This window comes from Streptomyces sp. Tue6028 (assembly GCF_002300165.1).
GTDB lineage: Bacteria > Actinomycetota > Actinomycetes > Streptomycetales > Streptomycetaceae > Streptomyces > Streptomyces siamensis.
This window is the reverse complement of record NZ_MLCE01000013.1, coordinates 113,956-132,004: the sequence shown is the minus strand read 5'-3', so window position 1 is coordinate 132,004 and position 18,049 is coordinate 113,956. Positions and strand designations below refer to the sequence as shown.

The window sequence follows — 18,049 nt, the reverse complement described above, 5'->3', positions numbered from 1 at the left end:
GTACGCGTGCGTAGGTTCGCTCTCTGTAGGAAGTGACAGTCCGCCGCCTCTTACGCACTGGCCGGACGCGCTTTACTCTGATCTCTGCTCGATGGTTACTCGCGAGTTAAACAACAGCCGCAACCAGCCAGCCGCACAGCAGCAGTCGGCAGTCAGCAGCCAACAGTCGGTCGAGCCAAGACGCACGCACTGTCGCGGGCCCCGGAGGATGTCGTGAGCGACACACAGACCCTGATCGAGAACCGTCCGCCATCCGTGGCGGCCCTCTTCCTGGAGCGCGTGGCGGCTACGCCGGACGCCGAGGCGTACCGCTACCCGGTGCCACCGGCGTCGGGCGAGGGCGCGGACGACTGGAAGTCGCTGAGCTGGGGGCAGGCCGCCGAGCGCGTCTTCGCCATCGCAGCCGGTCTGATCGAACTGGGCGTGCAGCCGGAGCAGCGCGTCGCGCTGGCCTCCTCCACGCGGGTCGAGTGGATCCTCGCCGACCTGGGCATCCTGTGCGCGGGCGCGGCCACGACGACCATCTACCCGCAGACCAACGCCGAGGAGTCGGCGTTCATCCTCTCGGACTCCGGGAGCCGGGTCCTGATCGCGGAGGACGCCGCCCAGCTCGCCAAGGCGCAGGAGAAGCGTGCCGAGCTGCCCGAGCTGACCCATGTGGTCGTCGTCGACGCGGCCGGGGTCGAGACCGGTGACGGGGTCCTCTCGCTCGCCGAGCTGGAGACGCGGGGCGCCGCGTACCTGGAGAAGCACCCTGAGCTGATCAAGGAGCGCGTCGGCGCGATCACCGCCGACCAGCTCGCCACCCTGATCTACACCTCGGGCACCACGGGCCGCCCCAAGGGTGTCCGTCTGCCGCACGACAACTGGGCGTACATGGCGAAGGCCATCTCGGCGACCGGGCTGGTCGGCCAGGACGACGTGCAGTACCTGTGGCTCCCGCTCGCGCACGTCTTCGGCAAGGTGCTCACCTCCGGCCAGATCGAGGTCGGGCACGTCACCGCCGTCGACGGCCGCGTGGACAAGATCATCGAGAACCTGCCGGTCGTGCAGCCGACGTATATGGCGGCCGTCCCGCGCATCTTCGAGAAGGTCTACAACGGGGTCGCGGCCAAGGCGCGGGCCGGCGGCGGCGCCAAGTACAAGATCTTCCAGTGGGCGTCCGAGGTCTCCCGCGAGTACGCGAAGGTCAGCCAGGACAACTTCCGCCGCACCGGCACCGCTGCGGTGCCCTTCGCGCTCGGCGCCAAGCACAAGGTGGCCGACACGCTCGTCTTCGCCAAGATCCGCGAGGCGTTCGGCGGCAACCTGCGGGCCTGCGTCTCCGGTTCCGCGGCGCTCGCGCCCGAGATCGGCTACTTCTTCGCCGGCGCCGGCATCCACATCCTGGAGGGGTACGGCCTCACGGAGTCCTCCGCCGCCTCCTTCGTGAACCCCGGCGAGGCGTACCGCACCGGCACGGTCGGCAAGCCGCTGCCCGGCACCGAGGTGCGTATCGCGGACGACGGCGAGATCCTGCTGCGCGGCCCCGGCATCATGGAGGGCTACCACGGACTGCCGGAGAAGACGGCCGAGGTGCTGGAGTCGGACGGCTGGTTCCACACGGGCGACATCGGCGAGCTGTCGCCCGACGGCTACCTGCGCATCACGGACCGCAAGAAGGACCTCATCAAGACGTCCGGCGGCAAGTACATCGCGCCCGCCGAGGTCGAGGGCCAGTTCAAGGCCGTCTGCCCGTACGTCTCCAACATCCTCGTCCACGGCGCGGACCGGAACTTCTGCACCGCGCTCATCGCCCTCGACGAGCCGTCCATCCTGGAGTGGGCGAAGGAGAACGGCCTGGACGGCAAGTCCTACGCCGAGATCGTCGCGGCGCCCGCCACCGTCGCCCTCGTCGAGGGCTACGTCAAGGAGCTCAACGAGGGTCTCCAGCGCTGGCAGACCATCAAGAAGTTCCGGCTGCTGCCCCGTGACCTCGACGTCGAGCACGGCGAGATCACTCCGAGCCTCAAGCTCAAGCGCCCGGTCGTCGAGCGCGAGTACAAGCACCTGATCGACGAGATGTACGCGGGCGCGCGCGAGGCGTAGTCCCGCCGCCCGGCCCGGTACGGGGGGCTCCGCCGCGCGGCGGAGCCCCCCGTACCGTCGTCGTACCGCCCGTGGACGCCCGGCGGCGGTCAAGTCGTCGCCTCACACGCCTCGTCCCCGGCGCATCGACCGGACCAGCTCCTGCAACTGCCGTACCTGGTCGCGCAGTTCCGGTACGTCATGGTGGTGGTCGGCGGCCATGTGGCGCTCGATGCTCCGCAGACGGTCGGCGAGGTCGTCGAACTGCTCCTGTTCGTGCGCGAGCATGCGCTCCAGTTGCTGGTTCTTGCGGTGCAGGTCGAGGAAGACGCTGACCTTGGCCCGCAGGACCCAGGGATCGAAGGGCTTCGTCAGATAGTCGGCGGCTCCGGTCGCGTATCCGCGGAAGGCGTAGCCCGCGTCGGCGTCGGTGCCGGTCAGGAAGATGATCGGGACGTCCTTGGTCTGGTCGAGCCGCTTGATGTTCGCGGCGGTCTCGAAGCCGTCCATGCCCGGCATCCGGATGTCGAGCAGGACGACGGCGAACCGCTGCCGCAGCAGTGCCTTCATCGCCTCCTCGCCGGAACGCGCGCGCACCAGCGGCTCGTTGAGGGACCCCAGGACGGCCTCGAGCGCGATCAGGTTGTCCTCCATGTCGTCGACGAGGAGGATGCTGGCGCGCTCGCCGGTCGTTGCCTCAGCGCTCATGGTGACGGTGCCTCACTCGGTCGTCGGCGGGACGGCGGGCTCACCCCGGGGGCCCGGAGCCGATGCGTCGGCACCGCCTGCGGGGGCCTCGCCCCAGACGCCCGCGCTCTCCCGGGCGTCCGGGTCCTCCGGCTTCTCCGCGCTCGGCGGCCCGGCCCCGCCCTCCGGGGAGCCGGCCCCCTCCAGGGCCGCCGAGTCCACGCTCCCGGCGCCCGTGCCGCTGCCCTCCGGGTCGAGGAGGGCGCAGACGACGGTGAGGAGCCGGTCGACGTCCACCGGCTTCGGCACGTAGTCGTTGGCGCCCCGCGCGATGGACTTCTCGCGGTCGCCCGGCATGGCCTTCGCGGTCAGCGCGACGATGGGCAGGCCCGTCCAGCGGGGGGTGCGGCGGATCGCGGAGATCGTCTCGTAGCCGTCCATCTCCGGCATCATGATGTCCATCAGGACGAGTTCGACGTCGGGGTTGCGTTCCAGGGTCTCGATGCCCTCCCGGCCGTTCTCCGCGTACAGGACCGGCATGCCGACGCGGCCCAGGACATGGGTGAGCGCGAAGACGTTGCGGATGTCGTCGTCCACGATCAGCACGCGCCGCCCGGGCAGGACCTGGCCCGCCCGGCCGGACTTCCAGGCCTCCAGCTTCGTGGGCGTCGGCCAGGTGTCGTCCGTGTCGTGGGCGGGGTACGGCTCGCTGGACAACTGCTCGGGCATCGGCACCGGCCGGTCCTCGGGCACCGGGCCGGTCGCCGTGTGTCCGGGGCTCACGACAGGGACGTACAGCGTGAAGGTGGACCCCGTGCCCGGCTTGCTCTCGGCGATGATCCGGCCGCCGAGCAGGCCTGCGATCTCCCGGCTGATGGACAGGCCGAGACCCGTGCCGCCGTACTTGCGGTTGGTGGTGCCGTCGGCCTGCTGGAACGCCTCGAAGATCACCGGGAGTTTCTCCGCGGCGATGCCGATGCCGGTGTCGGACACCGCGAAGGCGATCACGTCGTCGCTGTGCTCGCGGGTGAAGATGTGCCCCGGGTCCTTGAGGCGGCTGACGCGCAGTTCGACCCGGCCGGTCGCGGTGAACTTGATCGCGTTGGACAGCAGGTTGCGCAGGATCTGCTGGAGCCGCTGCTCGTCGGAGTACATCTCGCGCGGTACGTCCTCGCCGACCGTCACCTCGAAGGCGAGCCCCCGGTCGAGGGTGAGCGGGCGGAAGGTCGCGTGGACGTAGTCGAGCAGCTTGATGAGGGGCAGCTTCTTGGGCCGTACGTCCATGCGGCCGGCCTCGATCTTCGACAGGTCGAGGATGTCGTTGATGAGCTGGAGCAGGTCGGACCCGGAGCGGTGGATCGTGGTCGCGAACTGCACCTCCTGGTCGGAGAGATGCCCGTCGGGGTTGTCGGACAGCAGTCGCGCCAGGATGAGCAGCGAGTTGAGCGGGGTGCGCAGCTCGTGCGACATGTTCGCCAGGAACTCGGACTTGTACTGCGAACTCGTCGCGAGCAGCGCGGCCTTCTCCTCCAGCTCCGCATTCGACCTCTGCAACTCGGCCTGCTGCGACTGGAGTTCGTCCGAGCGGTCCTGCAACTGCACGGCCAGCCGCTGGGACTCGCCGAGCAGCGACTCGGTGCGCGAGTTGGCGATGATGGTGTTGATGGCGACACCGATGGTGTTCACGAACTGGTCGAAGAAGGCCAGGTGGACGTCGGAGAAGCGGGAGAAGGACGCCAGCTCGATCACGCCGAGCAGCGTGTCCTCGAACAGGATCGGGATGATGACGACGCTGGCGGGCGCGGCCTCCCCCAGACCGCTGTTGATCTTGATGTAGTCCGGTGGGGCCTCCTCCACCAGGATCCGCTTCTTCTCGCGCGCAGCCTGCCGTACGAGCCCGTGCACGGGCATGCCGCCCGTGTCGACGGTCGCGCCCTGCGCCGAGCCGTAGCCGGCGATGAAGGCGAGTCCCTTGGCCGGGACGGCCGTGCGCAGCGAGGTCCCGTCCTCCTCCGGGTCGGCGAGGAAGAAGGCGCCGTACTGCGCGTTCACCAGGGGGGTCAGCTCGCGCAGGATCAGGTCCGCCACCTCCATCAGATCGCGGTGGCCCTGCATCAGCGCGGCGAGGCGGGCGAGGTTGGACTCCAGCCAGTCCTTCGCGCGCGTGGTCTCGCGCAGGTTGGCCACCATCAGATTGATGTTGTCCTTCAGCTCGGCGACCTCGCCCCGTGTCTCCACGGTGATGGAGCGGGACATGTCGCCCTGGGCGACCGCGGAGGCCACCTCGGCGATGGCACGGACCTGGGTGGTGAGGTTGGAGGCGAGCTCGTTCACGTTCGTCGTGAGGCGCTTCCAGGTGCCGTACACGCCCTCCACCCGTGCCTGGCCGCCGAGTTGGCCCTCGGAGCCCACCTCGCGGGCCACGCGGGTGACCTCCGAGGAGAAGGACGAGAGGGTGTCGACCATCGTGTTGATGGTCGTCTTCAGTTCGAGGATCTCGCCGCGGGCGTCCACGTCGATCTTCTTCGAGAGGTCGCCCTGGGCGACCGCGGTGGCGACCTGGGCGATGTTGCGGACCTGTGAGGTCAGGTTGTCCGCCATGTAGTTGACGTTGTCGGTCAGATCCCGCCATACGCCGGACACGCCGAGCACCTGGGCGCGTCCGCCGAGCCGCCCGTCGGTGCCGACCTCGCGGGCGACGCGGGTGACCTCGTCGGCGAAGGCGCGCAGCTGCTCCACCATCGTGTTGACGGTGTCCTTCAGCTCCAGGATCTCGCCGCGCGCGTCGACGGTGATCTTCTTCGACAGGTCGCCGTTGGCGACGGCCGTGGTCACCTGGGCGATGTTGCGGACCTGTGAAGTCAGGTTCAGCGCCATGAAGTTGACGTTGTCGGTGAGGTCCTTCCAGACGCCGGAGACGCCCCGGACCTGCGCCTGGCCGCCGAGGTTGCCTTCCGTGCCGACCTCGCGGGCGACGCGGGTGACCTCGTCGGCGAAGGCGGAGAGCTGGTCGACCATCGTGTTGATCGTGGACTTCAGCTCCAGGATCTCGCCCTTCGCCTCCACCGTGATCTTCTTGCCGAGGTCGCCCTGGGCCACGGCCGTGGAGACGAGGGCGATGTTGCGGACCTGCGAGGTCAGGTTGTCCGCCATGAAGTTGACGTTGTCGGTGAGGTCCTTCCAGACGCCGGAGACGCCCCGGACCTGGGCACGGCCGCCGAGATTGCCCTCGGTGCCGACCTCGCGGGCGACGCGGGTGACCTCGTCGGCGAAGGCGGAGAGCTGGTCGACCATCGTGTTGATCGTCGACTTGAGCTCCAGGATCTCGCCCTGCGCGTCGACGGTGATCTTCTGACTCAGGTCGCCGTTGGCGACGGCCGTGGTCACCTGGGCGATGTTGCGGACCTGCGAGGTCAGGTTCGAGGCCATGAAGTTGACGTTGTCGGTGAGGTCCTTCCAGACCCCGGACACACCGCGCACCTGCGCGCGCCCGCCGAGCTGGCCTTCTGTGCCGACCTCGCGGGCGACGCGGGTGACCTCGTCGGCGAAGGCGGAGAGCTGGTCGACCATCGTGTTCACGGTCAGCTTCAGTTCGAGCAGCTCACCGGTCGCCTCGACGGTCACCGTACGGGTCAGGTCGCCGCGCGCCACCGCCGTGGTGACCAGCGCGATGTCCCGCACCTGCGCCGTCAGCCGGGACGCCATCGTGTTGACCGCCTCGGTCACGTCCCGCCAACTCCCGGACAGGCCGGTCACCTTGGCGCGTCCACCGAGCCGGCCCTCGGTGCCCACCTCGCGGGCGACCCGGGTGACCTCGCCGGTGAACAGCGACAGCTGGTCCACCATCTTGTTGACGGCTCGGCCCAGCCGGCGCAGATCGCCCCGGAGTTGACGATTGCCGTCGTGCAGATCGACCCGCTGGGTCAGATCGCCGCCGGCCACCGCGTCGAGGACCCGCGTCGCGTTCGCCGCGGGCGCGACCAGCGCGTCGAGCAGCTGGTTCACGTCGTTGACGCGAGTCGTCCAGTTGCCCTGGCCCGGGCTCGCCGACAGGCGCTCGTCGAGCCGGCCGTGGCGCACCAGTTCCCGACGCACCCGCTGCACCTCGGAGTTGAAGTGGGCGCTGCGGTCCATGATCTGGTTGAAGACGGTGCTCAGCTCGGCCACCAGGCCATGGCCCGTCTCCGGCACTTTGCCGAAATCGCCGTCCCGCGCGGCGGTCATCGCGGCGAGCAGCGGGCGCAGATCCGATGCTCGAATCTGTCCGTCTTCGAGCACTTGCATACCACTGTTCTCACTCATGGCGGCCCACTTCGGTAACTCGGCGCTTATGGGCGTGGTCAGTCTGTCACCCTGTCCGCATCGGCTGAGGCGTATTCGTCCGAACTGCTCAGGGAGCCGCACAGTGGGGGCCATTCCGACGCAACGGGAGTTCATGGCGCGTGCCCCTGATGCGCCTGCGCACCACCGCGCCGGTCAGGACGTCGTGGTGCGCACCTCGTTGCCCGGCACCCCACTGGCCTCGGGGACCGCCCGCAGATTCCTGCGCGACACCCTGGCCGAATGGGCCGAACTCGCCCTGCCCGGAGCCGCGATGATCGACGACCGGCTCACCGGAGACGCCCTGCTGATCGTCAGCGAACTCGTCACCAACGCGGTCGTGCACGCGGGCACCGACGTGGGCCTGCTGTGCCGCCTCGAATGTCCCGCGGACGGACTGCCCGGCCCCCTGGTCGTCGAGGTCTCCGACCACCACCCCTCGCGCGGTCTGCGCGACGAGACCGTCGAACGGCCCTACGGGACACCGGAGTACGGGCGGGGCCTGCGACTCGTCTCCGCGCTCTCCGAGGCCTGGGGGATCACCTACCGCCCCGGCACGAAGACCGTGTGGGCGCGCATCCCGCTCGACGGCCGCACGGGCGGCGACGGCATGTCGCAGGACGGCCTGTTCTCCGGCACCGGCTCGGCACCGGACCTCAGGGGCACCGCGGAGGCGGCGAAGCGGCCGGACGCGACGAAGCAGCCGGACGCCGTGGAGGAGGCGGACGCGGCGACAGGGCCGCACACCGCGAGGTCGGCGAACGGCGTGGGGGCCGCGGACGCCGGGCACGGCGGCGGGAGTACGGCGCCGATGCGGCACGGGGAGAGGACACAGACGTACGCCGGTGAGCGGGGCCCGGGGCCCGAACCCCGGACCGGCGTGACGCCCGGCCCCGAGATACGCGCACCCGAACCCGGCCGCGACGCCCAGCCCGACCAGGACTGGCTCAACCGGGGAGCCCTCTCCTTCCTCGCCGAGGCCTCCGACCTGCTCGCCGGCCAGCTCGACGAGGACCTGGTCGCCGCGCTCGCCGGACAGCTGCTGGTGCCCCGCCTCGCCGACTGGTGCGCGGTGTGGCTGGAGGACGAGGCCACCGACCGGGCCGGCGGACTGGGCCTCGCCCTGGGGCCCCGGCTCGCCCGCGTCTGGCACGGCAGCGAGAACCGCATCGAGGAGCTGCGCCTCGCCCTGGAGAAGGACCCGCCGCGGCTCCCGGACGCGGTGCGCTCCCGGGCCGTGCCGGTGCCCTGGCCCGGCGAGGCCCTGGGCACCCCCGGGGCGAGCGGGGCGGCGCTCGCGTACCGGCTGATCGCGGGTGGCCGGCCGCTCGGCACGCTCGTCATCGGACGGTCCGGAGCGGCCGACTTCCCCGACGAGGTCACCGGGCTCGTCGAGGACCTCAGCCGCCGTATCGCCCTCGCCATCGGCGCGGCCCGCCAGTACGCGCGCCAGGCCACCATCAGCCGGGTCCTCCAGCGCGGTCTGCTGCCCGGAGCGGTCGCCGAGATCCCCGGCGTGCGCAGCGCCCTCGTGTACGAGCCGCTCGACAAGGGCGGGCCCAGCGGCGACTTCTACGACCTGTTCCCGGCCGGTGACGGCCGCTGGTGCTTCGCCGTCGGCGACGTCCAGGGCAAGGGACCCGAGGCCGCCGTGGTGATCGGGCTGGCCCGGCCGTGGCTGCGGCTGCTGGCCCGTGAGGGCTACCACGTCGCGGACGTGCTCGACCGGCTCAACCAGCTCCTGCTCGACGACGCGACGGAGGCCGCGGACGCGGCGGCCCGGGCGCTCGTGGCCGCGGGCGGGCCGGGGCTCGGCGCGGACCTCGGCCCGCAGACGCGCTTCCTGTCCATGCTCTACGGCGAGCTCGTCCCCTTCGACGGCGGGGTGCGCTGCACGCTGGCCTCCGCCGGGCATCCGCTGCCACTGCTGCTGGGCCCCGACGGGGACGTACGGGAGGTGGCCCGGCCGCAGACCCTGCTCGGCGTCGTCGAGGACGCCGCGTACACCTCCGAGACCTTCGAGCTGCACCCCGGCGACAGCCTGCTGTGCGTCACGGACGGGGTGACGGAGCGGCGCAGCGGTGCGAGCCAGTTCGACGACGACGACGGTCTGGCCGAGGCTCTCGCGGGCTGTACGGGGCTGACCGCGGAGCGGATCGCGGAACGTATCCGCAGGCTGGTGCACGAGTTCGGGACGGGGCCTTCGGAGGACGACATGGCGCTTCTCGTGCTTCAGGCCGAGTAGCGCGGGGTCGTCCCGGGGGGTGCTCTGTTCCCCGGGGGCTCCGCCCCCGGACCCCCGGTCGGCCTGGACGGTCTCGTCCTCAAGCGCCGGACGGGCTGAAATGCATCGGCCTGGACGGTCTCGTCCTCAAGCGCCGGACGGGCTGTTGCCTCTCTGCCGGTGGACGGGCTGGGGTGTCCTGGTCGCCCGGCGAGATGCCGATCACCCGTGCCGGCGGAGCCCGGCCCGCGGACCGGAATCCGGTACCCCCGGCCGTGCTGGACAATGGAACGCATGCCTTCCGCACTTCCCGACGGTGAGCCCGTCCCCGACGACGGGGCGTTGCCCGCGCATGCCCTGGCCGGGGCGGCCGAGCGGCCCCTCGGGTTCTACCTGCACGTCCCGTACTGCGCGACCCGCTGCGGCTACTGCGACTTCAACACGTACACGGCGACCGAGCTGCGGGGCACGGGCGGCGTGCTCGCTTCCCGGGACAACTACGCGTCGACGCTGATCGACGAGGTCCGACTCGCCCGCAAGGTGCTCGGCGACGACCCGCGCCCGGTGCGCACCGTCTTCGTGGGCGGCGGCACGCCCACCCTGCTGGCCGCCGACGACCTCGTGCGGATGCTGGGGGCGATCCGCGACGAGTTCGGGCTCGCGGACGACGCGGAGATCACGACGGAGGCGAACCCGGAGTCGGTCGGCCCGGAGTACCTGGCGACCCTGCGCGCCGGGGGCTTCAACCGGATCTCCTTCGGCATGCAGAGCGCCCGGCAGCACGTTCTGAAGGTGCTCGACCGCACGCACACCCCCGGCCGCCCCGAGGCCTGCGTCGCCGAGGCGCGCGCGGCGGGCTTCGAGCATGTGAACCTCGACCTGATCTACGGCACCCCGGGGGAGTCGGACGATGACTGGCGCGCCTCGCTCGACGCGGCGCTCGGCGCCGGGCCGGACCACATCTCCGCGTACGCCCTGATCGTCGAGGAGGGCACCCAGCTCGCCCGCCGCATCCGCCGCGGCGAGGTCCCGATGACGGACGACGACGTCCACGCGGACCGCTACCTCATCGCGGACGAGGTGATGTCGGCGGCGGGCTTCGAGTGGTACGAGGTCTCGAACTGGGCCACCTCCGAGGCGGGCCGCTGCCTGCACAACGAGCTGTACTGGCGCGGCGCCGACTGGTGGGGAGCGGGCCCCGGCGCCCACAGCCACGTCGGCGGCGTCCGCTGGTGGAACGTGAAGCACCCGGGCGCCTACGCGGCGGCGCTGGCCGGCGGCAGGTCCCCGGGGGCCGGGCGCGAGCTCCTCGCCGACGAGGACCGCCGCGTCGAGCGGATCCTGCTCGAACTGCGACTGCGCGACGGCTGCCCGCTGTCCCTGCTGCGCCCGGACGGCCTCGCGGCCTCCCGCCGCGCCCTGTCCGACGGGCTCCTCGAAGCCGGTCCGTACGAGGACGGCCGGGCGGTGCTCACGCTGCGCGGGCGGCTGCTCGCGGACGCCGTCGTCAGGGACCTGGTGGACTGAACCACTGTTCCCGTACAGTCCGCGGCCATGATCTTCGATGGATGGCCCGCCGAGGACGCGACCGTCCTCCGGTACGGGCTGCGGCGGCTGCTCATGTCGCTGCCGATCGCACTGGTGCTGATCGCCGGCGGTGTGATGGGGGTATGGATCGCCGTCGAGCACGACGGGATCGGGGCCGGCTGGATACCGCTCGGGATGCTGATGGCGATGGGTGTCGCCGGAGTGATCCTGCTCGTCTCCCGCTGGCGGGCCCGCCAGTGGACCACCGCCTTCGACTCGACCGGTTTCTGGTGGATGCGGGGCAAGGAGATGGCGCTGATCCGCTGGGACTCCCTGGCCGGCGCGGGCATCCACTGGGCTCGCGGCAGCAAGACGGTCGTCTTCACGGTCGAGCTCTGCCCGAAGGACGAGATCGACCGCGACGATCCGCTGCTGTGGACGTTCGTCCGCGACACGGAGCCGCTCCGGCCGGGACTGCCCCGGCTCCGCTACCGCATCGACGTGGGCGACTCCCACAAGGCGTACGAGAAGGCCTTCCAGCAGTGGGCGCCCGGGCTGTGGTTCGGCCGCCGGGAACAGCCGATGTCGTACTTGGGCGGACCGGATCACGCGGGCCACCAGGAGCGGACCGGCGCGGCGGGGCGCGGCACGCGCGAACCACTCGTCTTCGAGACCGTCGAGATCGGCGACTCGGTGGTGGTCCACCGTGCCGGCGTGCTGGTCCGCCGCCGGCTGGTCGCGGCGCTCGTCATGGTGTCGGCCTGCGCCTGGGCCGTGCCGGCCCTCATACCCGAGCACGGGCACGGGGCCGTCGCCGTCGTGCGCGAGGTGACCGCCGTCGTGCTCGTCGCGCTGGTCGGCTGGGGCCTCCTCCTCCACGCGCGGGGCGTACGGCTCGTCTGGAACCAGCGCGTCACCATGGACGCCACCGGCGTCCACGTCACCCGGCGCGGACGGTCCGCCACCGTGCCGTGGGACTCGCTCGCCGGAGTCGGCATCCACGGCGCGCCACCGCTGTACACCCTCGAACTCTGCCCGAAGGACGAGATCGACCGCGACGCCCCGCTGCTGTGGTTGTTCGTGCGGGACGGCGAGCCGCCACGGCCCGGCCTGCCCCGGCTGCGCCACCGCGTCTCCGTCCGGCCCGCCGGCGGCCGGCACGCGGTGGTGGCGGGCTGTCGGCGCTGGGCGCCGGACCTCTGGCTCGGTGCGGAGCGGATGAAGTCCGGCTACGAGGGAGCCCCGGACCTGAAGGGGCACCGCCGCCGCACCCGTGGAACCGGCGGCAGGACCGTCACTCCGGCGCCGTGACGAAGTCGATCAACTCCTCCACGCGGCCCAGGAGTTCCGGCTCCAGGTCCTTGTAGGAGCGCACCCGGGACAGGATGTGCTGCCAGGCCGCGCCGGTGTTCTCCGGCCAGCCCAGGGCCCGGCACACGCCCGTCTTCCAGTCCTGGCCGTGCGGGATCCGGGGCCAGCCCGCGATGCCCACGGCCGACGGCTTCACGGCCTCCCAGATGTCGATGTACGGGTGGCCGAGCACCAGGGCGTGGTCGCTGGTGACCGCCTCGGCGATGCGGGACTCCTTCGTGCCGGGCACCAGGTGGTCGACCAGGACCCCCAGCCGGGCGTCGGGGCCGGGACCGAAGTCCTCGACGATGGAGGGGAGGTCGTCGACGCCCTCCAGGTACTCGACGACGACGCCCTCGATACGCAGGTCGTCGCCCCACACCCGCTCGACGAGCTCGGCGTCGTGGCGGCCCTCCACGTAGATGCGGCCCGCGCGGGCGACCCGGGCCCGCGCACCGGGCACGGCCACCGAACCGGACGCCGTGCGGGACGGGCGGGCCGGCGCCGACGACGGCCGTACGAGCGTCACGACCCGCCCCTCCAGCAGGAAGCCGCGCGGCTCCAGCGGGAACACCCGGTGCTTGCCGAAGCGGTCCTCCAGGGTGACCGTGCCCGCCTCGCAGCGGATCACGGCACCGCAGAAGCCGGTACCGGGCTCCTCGACCACCAGACCGGCGTCCGCCGCGACCTCCGGCACGGGCTTGGGCTTCTTCCACGGCGGAGTCAGGTCGGGAGAGTACTGGCGCATTCGGATGACGATAGGAGAAGCGGCGGGGCGGTGCGGGGGAGATCGCTACGACACGCCGAAACGCGCCGCCAGCGCGTCCCGCTGGGCGCGCACGAACACCGCGTCCACCGACGCTCCGTGACCGGGCACGTACACCGCGTCCTCGCCGCCGAGGTCGAGCAGCCGGTCCAGGGCGGCCGGCCAGTGTGAGGGGATCGCGTCGGGACCGGCCTGGGGTTCGCCCGACTCCTCCACCAGATCGCCGCAGAAGACGGTCTCCGGACCGTCCGGCCCACCGGGGACCAGGACCGCCAGATCGTGCGCGGTGTGTCCCGGGCCCACGTTCGCCAGCAGGACCTGGACGCCGCCGAGGTCGAGCGTCCACTCGCCGGACACCGCGTGCCGGGGGTGCACCAGAAGATCCGCCGCCTCGGCCGCCGCGCTCGGTCCAAGACCGTTGCGCACCGCGTCCGCGCGCAGTTCGTCACGCCCGTGCGCGAGGACGGTGTCCAGCCCGACCGCCCCGAACACCTCCACCCCCGAGAACGCGGCCGCACCGAAGACGTGGTCGAAGTGCGGGTGCGTGAGTGCGAGGTGCGTCACCCTGCGACCGGGTCCGAGCAGCCGCAGCGCCTCGGCGCGCAGCCGTGCGCCCTCCCCGAGGCTCGACCCGGCGTCGATCACGAGCGCGGCGTCCTCGCCCACCACGAGCCCGACGGTGCAGTCCCAGACCGGAAGCCGCCGTCGTCCGACCCGGGGTGTCACCCTTTCCCACCCCGGCTCTTCCCAAGTCACGCTCATACGGAGACGCTAGTCGTGCGGACGTGGTGAGCACGACATCGCAGGCCGGCCCTTGCCCGGGCCGTACCTCACAGCCGTACACTGGGCCGGGGAACGCTGGCACTCGCGTGCGCTGAGTGCCAGGCCAGGGGCCACGAGGACCACGGAGCCGACTTCTGGAGGTGTGCGCGATGCTCAGTGAACGCAGGCTCGAAGTGCTGCGCGCCATCGTCCAGGACTACGTGGGCACCGAGGAGCCGGTCGGATCCAAGGCGCTCACCGAGCGGCACCGGCTCGGCGTCTCGCCCGCGACCGTGCGCAACGACATGGCGGCGCTGGAGGACGAGGGGTACATCGCCCAGCCGCACACCAGTGCCGGGCGCATCCCCACCGACAAGGGCTACCGGCTCTTCGTCGACAAGCTCGCCGGGGTCAAGCCGATGACGGCGCCCGAGCGGCGGGCCATCCAGAACTTCCTCGACGGCGCCGTCGACCTCGACGACGTCGTGGCCCGGACCGTGCGGCTGCTCGCGCAGCTCACCCGGCAGGTCGCCGTCGTGCAGTACCCGTCCCTGACCCGCTCCACCGTGCGGCACGTGGAGCTCCTGTCGCTCGCTCCGGCGCGCGTCATGCTCGTCCTGATCACGGACACCGGGCGGGTCGAACAGCGCATGATCGACTGCCCCGCGCCGTTCGGCGAGACGTCGCTGGCGGACCTGCGGGCGCGGCTCAACAGCCGGGTCGCGGGCCGCCGTTTCGCGGACGTCCCGCAGCTCGTGCAGGATCTTCCGGAGGCGTTCGAGGAGCCCGAGGACCGCGGTACGGTCGCCACGGTGCTCTCCACCCTCCTGGAGACACTCGTCGAGGAGACCGAGGAGCGGCTGATGATCGGCGGCACCGCCAATCTCACCCGCTTCGGACATGACTTCCCTCTCACCATCCGGCCGGTGCTCGAAGCGCTGGAGGAGCAGGTCGTGCTCCTCAAGTTGCTTGGTGAGGCGAAGGATTCGGGCATGACCGTGCGGATCGGTCACGAGAACGCCCATGAGGGACTCAACTCCACGTCCGTGGTCTCCGTCGGCTACGGTTCGGGCGGCGAGGCAGTAGCCAAACTCGGCGTGGTCGGCCCGACCCGCATGGATTACCCGGGAACGATGGGAGCGGTACGAGCGGTGGCACGGTACGTCGGACAGATCCTGGCGGAGTCGTAAGTGGCCACGGACTACTACGCCGTGCTCGGCGTGCGCCGCGACGCTTCCCAGGACGAGATCAAGAAGGCGTTCCGGAGGCTCGCGCGCGAGCTGCATCCGGACGTCAACCCCGATCCGAAGACGCAGGAGCGGTTCAAGGAGATCAACGCCGCCTACGAGGTGTTGTCGGACCCGCAGAAGAAGCAGGTCTACGACCTCGGCGGCGACCCGCTGTCCCAGGCGGGCGGCGGTGGCGCGGGCGGCTTCGGTGCCGGCGGCTTCGGGAACTTCTCGGACATCATGGACGCCTTCTTCGGCACGGCGTCGCAGCGCGGACCGCGCTCGCGCACCCGCCGGGGCCAGGACGCCATGATCCGTCTGGAGATCGAGCTGGACGAGGCGGCCTTCGGCACCACGAAGGACATCCAGGTCGACACGGCCGTCGTCTGCGCCACCTGCAACGGCGAGGGCGCCGCTCCGGGCACCTCCGCGCAGACCTGCGACATGTGCCGCGGCCGTGGTGAGGTCTCCCAGGTCACCCGTTCCTTCCTGGGCCAGGTCATGACCTCCCGCCCCTGCCCGCAGTGCCAGGGCTTCGGCACCGTCGTCCCGACCCCGTGCCCCGAGTGCGCGGGCGACGGCCGGGTCCGCTCCCGCCGGACGTTGACCGTGAAGATCCCGGCCGGTGTCGACAACGGCACCCGGATCCAGCTCGCGGGCGAGGGCGAGGTCGGCCCCGGCGGCGGCCCCGCCGGCGACCTGTACGTGGAGATCCACGAACTGCCGCACAACGTCTTCCAGCGGCGCGGCGACGACCTGCACTGCACGGTCACCATCCCGATGACCGCGGCGTCCCTCGGCACGAAGGTGCCGCTGGAGACGCTCGACGGCCTGGAGGAGGTCGACATCCGTCCGGGCACGCAGTCCGGGCAGTCGATCCCGCTGCACGGGCGGGGCGTCACGCACCTGCGCGGCGGCGGCCGCGGCGACCTGATCGTCCACGTCGAGGTCACCACGCCGACCAAGCTCGACCCCGAGCAGGAGCGGCTGCTGCGCGAACTGGCGAAGCTGCGCGGCGAGGAGCGGCCCACCGGGCAGTTCCAGCCCGGCCAGCAGGGTCTGTTCTCGCGTCTGAAGGACGCGTTCAACGGCCGCTGAGCGACCGTCGAGAGCCGGGACCGGAGCCGCGGAGGGCGCTGACCAGGTGCCCTTCCGGCCGGTTCCGGACAGGCGGAAGGGTGGATTCGGACTTGCACGGAGGACGTGACAACATGCGGTCATGTCCTCCCCGCTGACCGATCTCTTCCCGCTGCCGATCGTGCAGGCCCCCATGGCGGGCGGCGTCTCCGTGCCGCAGCTCGCGGCGGCGGTGTCCGAGGCCGGCGGACTCGGTTTCCTGGCCGCCGGGTACAAGACCGCCGACGGCATGTACCAGGAGATCAAGCAGCTGCGCGGACTCACGGCCCAGCCCTTCGGCGTGAACCTCTTCATGCCGCAGCCCGAGTACGCGGACCGGTCGGCCGTCGAGGTGTACGCCAATCAGCTCGCCGGAGAGGCCGCCTGGTACGAGACCGAGCTCGGTGACCCGGACAGCGGCCGCGACGACGGCTACGACGCCAAGCTCGCCGTCCTCCTCGACAATCCGGTGCCGGTGGTCTCCTTCCACTTCGGCTGCCCCGCCCCCGACGTCCTGGAGTCCCTCGCCCGCGTCGGCACCCTGACCCTGATCGCCGCGACCACGGCCGACGAGGCCCTCGCGGTGCAGCGGGCGGGCGCCGACGCCGTCGTCGTGCAGGGCGTCGAGGCGGGCGGCCACCAGGGCACCCATCGCGACAACCCGGAGACGGACGGCACCGGCATCGGCCTGCTCTCGCTGATCGCGCAGGTCCGCGAGACCGTGCGGATCCCGATCGTCGCGGCCGGCGGCATCATGCGCGGCAGCCAGATCGCCGCCGCCCTCGCGGCCGGCGCGAGCGCCGCCCAGCTCGGCACCGCGTTCCTCGCCACCCACGAGTCCGGCGCGAACGCCGTGCACAAGCAGGCGCTGACCAACCCGCTCTACGTCCGTACGGAGCTGACGCGGGCGTTCTCCGGCCGTCCCGCGCGCGGACTCGTCAACCGGTTCCTGCGCGAGCACGGGCCGTACGCGCCCGCCGCCTACCCCGAGGTCCACCATCTGACCTCGCCGCTGCGCAAGGCGGCTGCCCGGGCGGGCGACGCGCAGGGCATGGCGCTGTGGGCCGGCCAGGGCCACCGCATGGCGCGGGAGCTGCCCGCCGCACGGCTGGTGGAGGTGCTGAGCGCCGAACTCGCCGCCGCCCGGACAGCGTTGTCGACGGCGCACGGGCTGTCGGGCCTGCCGGGCCCGGACACGTCGGCGTTCCCGGACGAGGAAGCGGGTGCGGGCCGATGACGGCACCGGTGTTCGTGGTCGAGCACTTCGACGCGGGCGGCGACGGACGCTACGTCCTCGACGGCCCCGAGGGCCGGCACGCCGTCTCGGTGAAGCGGCTGCGCCCCGGAGAGGACGTCGTCCTCACCGACGGGGCCGGACGCTACGCGGAGTGCGTGGTGCTCGACACCGAGGGCAAGGACCGGCTGGTCGTCCGGATGGACTCGGTCACCGAGGAGCCCGCGGAGGAGCCGCGCATCACCGTCGTACAGGCCCTCCCCAAGGGCGACCGGGGCGAACTCGCCGTCGAGACCATGACGGAGACCGGTGTGGACGCGATCGTCCCCTGGGCGGCCTCCCGCTGCATCACCCAGTGGAAGGGCGACCGCGGGGCGAAGTCGCTCGCCAAGTGGCGGGCCACGGCCCGGGAGGCCGGCAAGCAGTCCCGCCGGGTCCGTTTCCCCGACGTCGCGGACGCGATGACGACCAAGCAGGTTGCCGCACTTCTCGCCAAAGCCGATCTGGCGGCGGTGCTGCACGAGGACACGGAGCTGGGCACCGAGCCGTTCGCCACGGCGGACCTGCCCGCCGACGGGGAGATCGTGCTGGTGGTGGGACCCGAGGGCGGGATCTCCCCCGAGGAGGTCGCGCTCTTCACCGGGGCGGGGGCGCGGACGTTCCACCTGGGGCGTACCGTTCTGCGCACATCGACCGCCGGGACGGTGGCGACGGCGCTGCTGCTGGCACGCACCGGCCGCTGGTCCTGACACGCACGGGGGATCGCC

At 71.7% G+C, this 18,049-nt stretch carries 12 protein-coding genes; 8 read left to right on the top strand and 4 right to left on the bottom strand.

Annotation, left to right across the window (positions count from 1 at the left end; all coding sequences use genetic code 11):
* Window positions 1–213: 213 nt before the first annotated feature.
* Window positions 214–2,088, top strand: coding sequence for an AMP-dependent synthetase/ligase (locus tag BKI49_RS12025; protein ID WP_095934234.1), 1,875 nt, complete (start codon window positions 214–216; stop codon window positions 2,086–2,088).
* A gap of 102 nt (window positions 2,089–2,190) precedes the next feature.
* Here the strand turns inward: BKI49_RS12025 and BKI49_RS12020 are convergent, their stop codons facing one another.
* Together BKI49_RS12020 and BKI49_RS12015 are read right to left on the bottom strand one after the other, a co-directional pair.
* Window positions 2,191–2,775 carry a response regulator gene (locus BKI49_RS12020; protein WP_095934233.1) on the bottom strand — a complete coding sequence of 195 codons (585 nt, stop codon included), beginning with the start codon at window positions 2,773–2,775 and terminating at the stop codon, window positions 2,191–2,193.
* Between the two features lie 12 nt (window positions 2,776–2,787).
* Window positions 2,788–7,056 carry a HAMP domain-containing protein gene (locus tag BKI49_RS12015; protein WP_257004726.1) on the bottom strand — a complete coding sequence of 1,423 codons (4,269 nt, stop codon included), beginning with the start codon at window positions 7,054–7,056 and terminating at the stop codon, window positions 2,788–2,790.
* Window positions 7,057–7,159: 103 nt separating this feature from the next.
* Here BKI49_RS12015 and BKI49_RS12010 point away from each other — a divergent pair, with 103 nt between their 5' ends.
* The 3 genes from BKI49_RS12010 to BKI49_RS12000 all read left to right on the top strand — a co-directional run bounded on the left by BKI49_RS12010 (window position 7,160) and on the right by BKI49_RS12000 (window position 12,136).
* Window positions 7,160–9,319, top strand: coding sequence for a SpoIIE family protein phosphatase (locus tag BKI49_RS12010; protein ID WP_095934232.1), 2,160 nt, complete (start codon window positions 7,160–7,162; stop codon window positions 9,317–9,319).
* Between the two features lie 273 nt (window positions 9,320–9,592).
* The gene (gene hemW / locus BKI49_RS12005; RefSeq protein WP_179332410.1) at window positions 9,593–10,825 is read left to right on the top strand and encodes a radical SAM family heme chaperone HemW; all 1,233 of its coding nucleotides are present in this window, start codon (window positions 9,593–9,595) and stop codon (window positions 10,823–10,825) included.
* Between the two features lie 27 nt (window positions 10,826–10,852).
* Complete coding sequence (locus BKI49_RS12000) at window positions 10,853–12,136, top strand: hypothetical protein (RefSeq protein WP_095934230.1); 1,284 nt, start codon at window positions 10,853–10,855, stop codon at window positions 12,134–12,136.
* On the opposite strand, the gene BKI49_RS11995 is transcribed toward BKI49_RS12000, so the two are convergent.
* Both BKI49_RS11995 and BKI49_RS11990 read right to left on the bottom strand, forming a co-directional pair.
* A complete protein-coding gene (locus tag BKI49_RS11995) occupies window positions 12,120–12,923 on the bottom strand; it encodes a DUF3097 domain-containing protein (protein WP_095934229.1) in 804 nt (267 codons plus the stop codon). The two genes, BKI49_RS12000 and BKI49_RS11995, sit on opposite strands and share 17 nt — an antisense overlap.
* Window positions 12,924–12,968: 45 nt before the next feature.
* Window positions 12,969–13,703, bottom strand: a complete 735-nt coding sequence (locus tag BKI49_RS11990) for an MBL fold metallo-hydrolase (protein ID WP_095934228.1) — start codon at window positions 13,701–13,703, stop codon at window positions 12,969–12,971.
* 170 nt (window positions 13,704–13,873) lie between these two features.
* Here BKI49_RS11990 and hrcA point away from each other — a divergent pair, with 170 nt between their 5' ends.
* From hrcA to BKI49_RS11970, 4 genes are all read left to right on the top strand, one after another.
* Window positions 13,874–14,893 carry a heat-inducible transcriptional repressor HrcA gene (gene hrcA / locus BKI49_RS11985; RefSeq protein ID WP_028804625.1) on the top strand — a complete coding sequence of 340 codons (1,020 nt, stop codon included), beginning with the start codon at window positions 13,874–13,876 and terminating at the stop codon, window positions 14,891–14,893.
* Window positions 14,894–16,030 carry a molecular chaperone DnaJ gene (gene dnaJ / locus BKI49_RS11980; RefSeq protein ID WP_028804624.1) on the top strand — a complete coding sequence of 379 codons (1,137 nt, stop codon included), beginning with the start codon at window positions 14,894–14,896 and terminating at the stop codon, window positions 16,028–16,030.
* Between the two features lie 121 nt (window positions 16,031–16,151).
* Window positions 16,152–17,285 carry a nitronate monooxygenase gene (locus BKI49_RS11975; RefSeq protein WP_095934227.1) on the top strand — a complete coding sequence of 378 codons (1,134 nt, stop codon included), beginning with the start codon at window positions 16,152–16,154 and terminating at the stop codon, window positions 17,283–17,285.
* Complete coding sequence (locus BKI49_RS11970; RefSeq protein WP_095934226.1) at window positions 17,282–18,031, top strand: 16S rRNA (uracil(1498)-N(3))-methyltransferase; 750 nt, start codon at window positions 17,282–17,284, stop codon at window positions 18,029–18,031. Before BKI49_RS11975 ends, BKI49_RS11970 begins: the two co-directional genes overlap by 4 nt.
* Window positions 18,032–18,049: the final 18 nt, after the last annotated feature.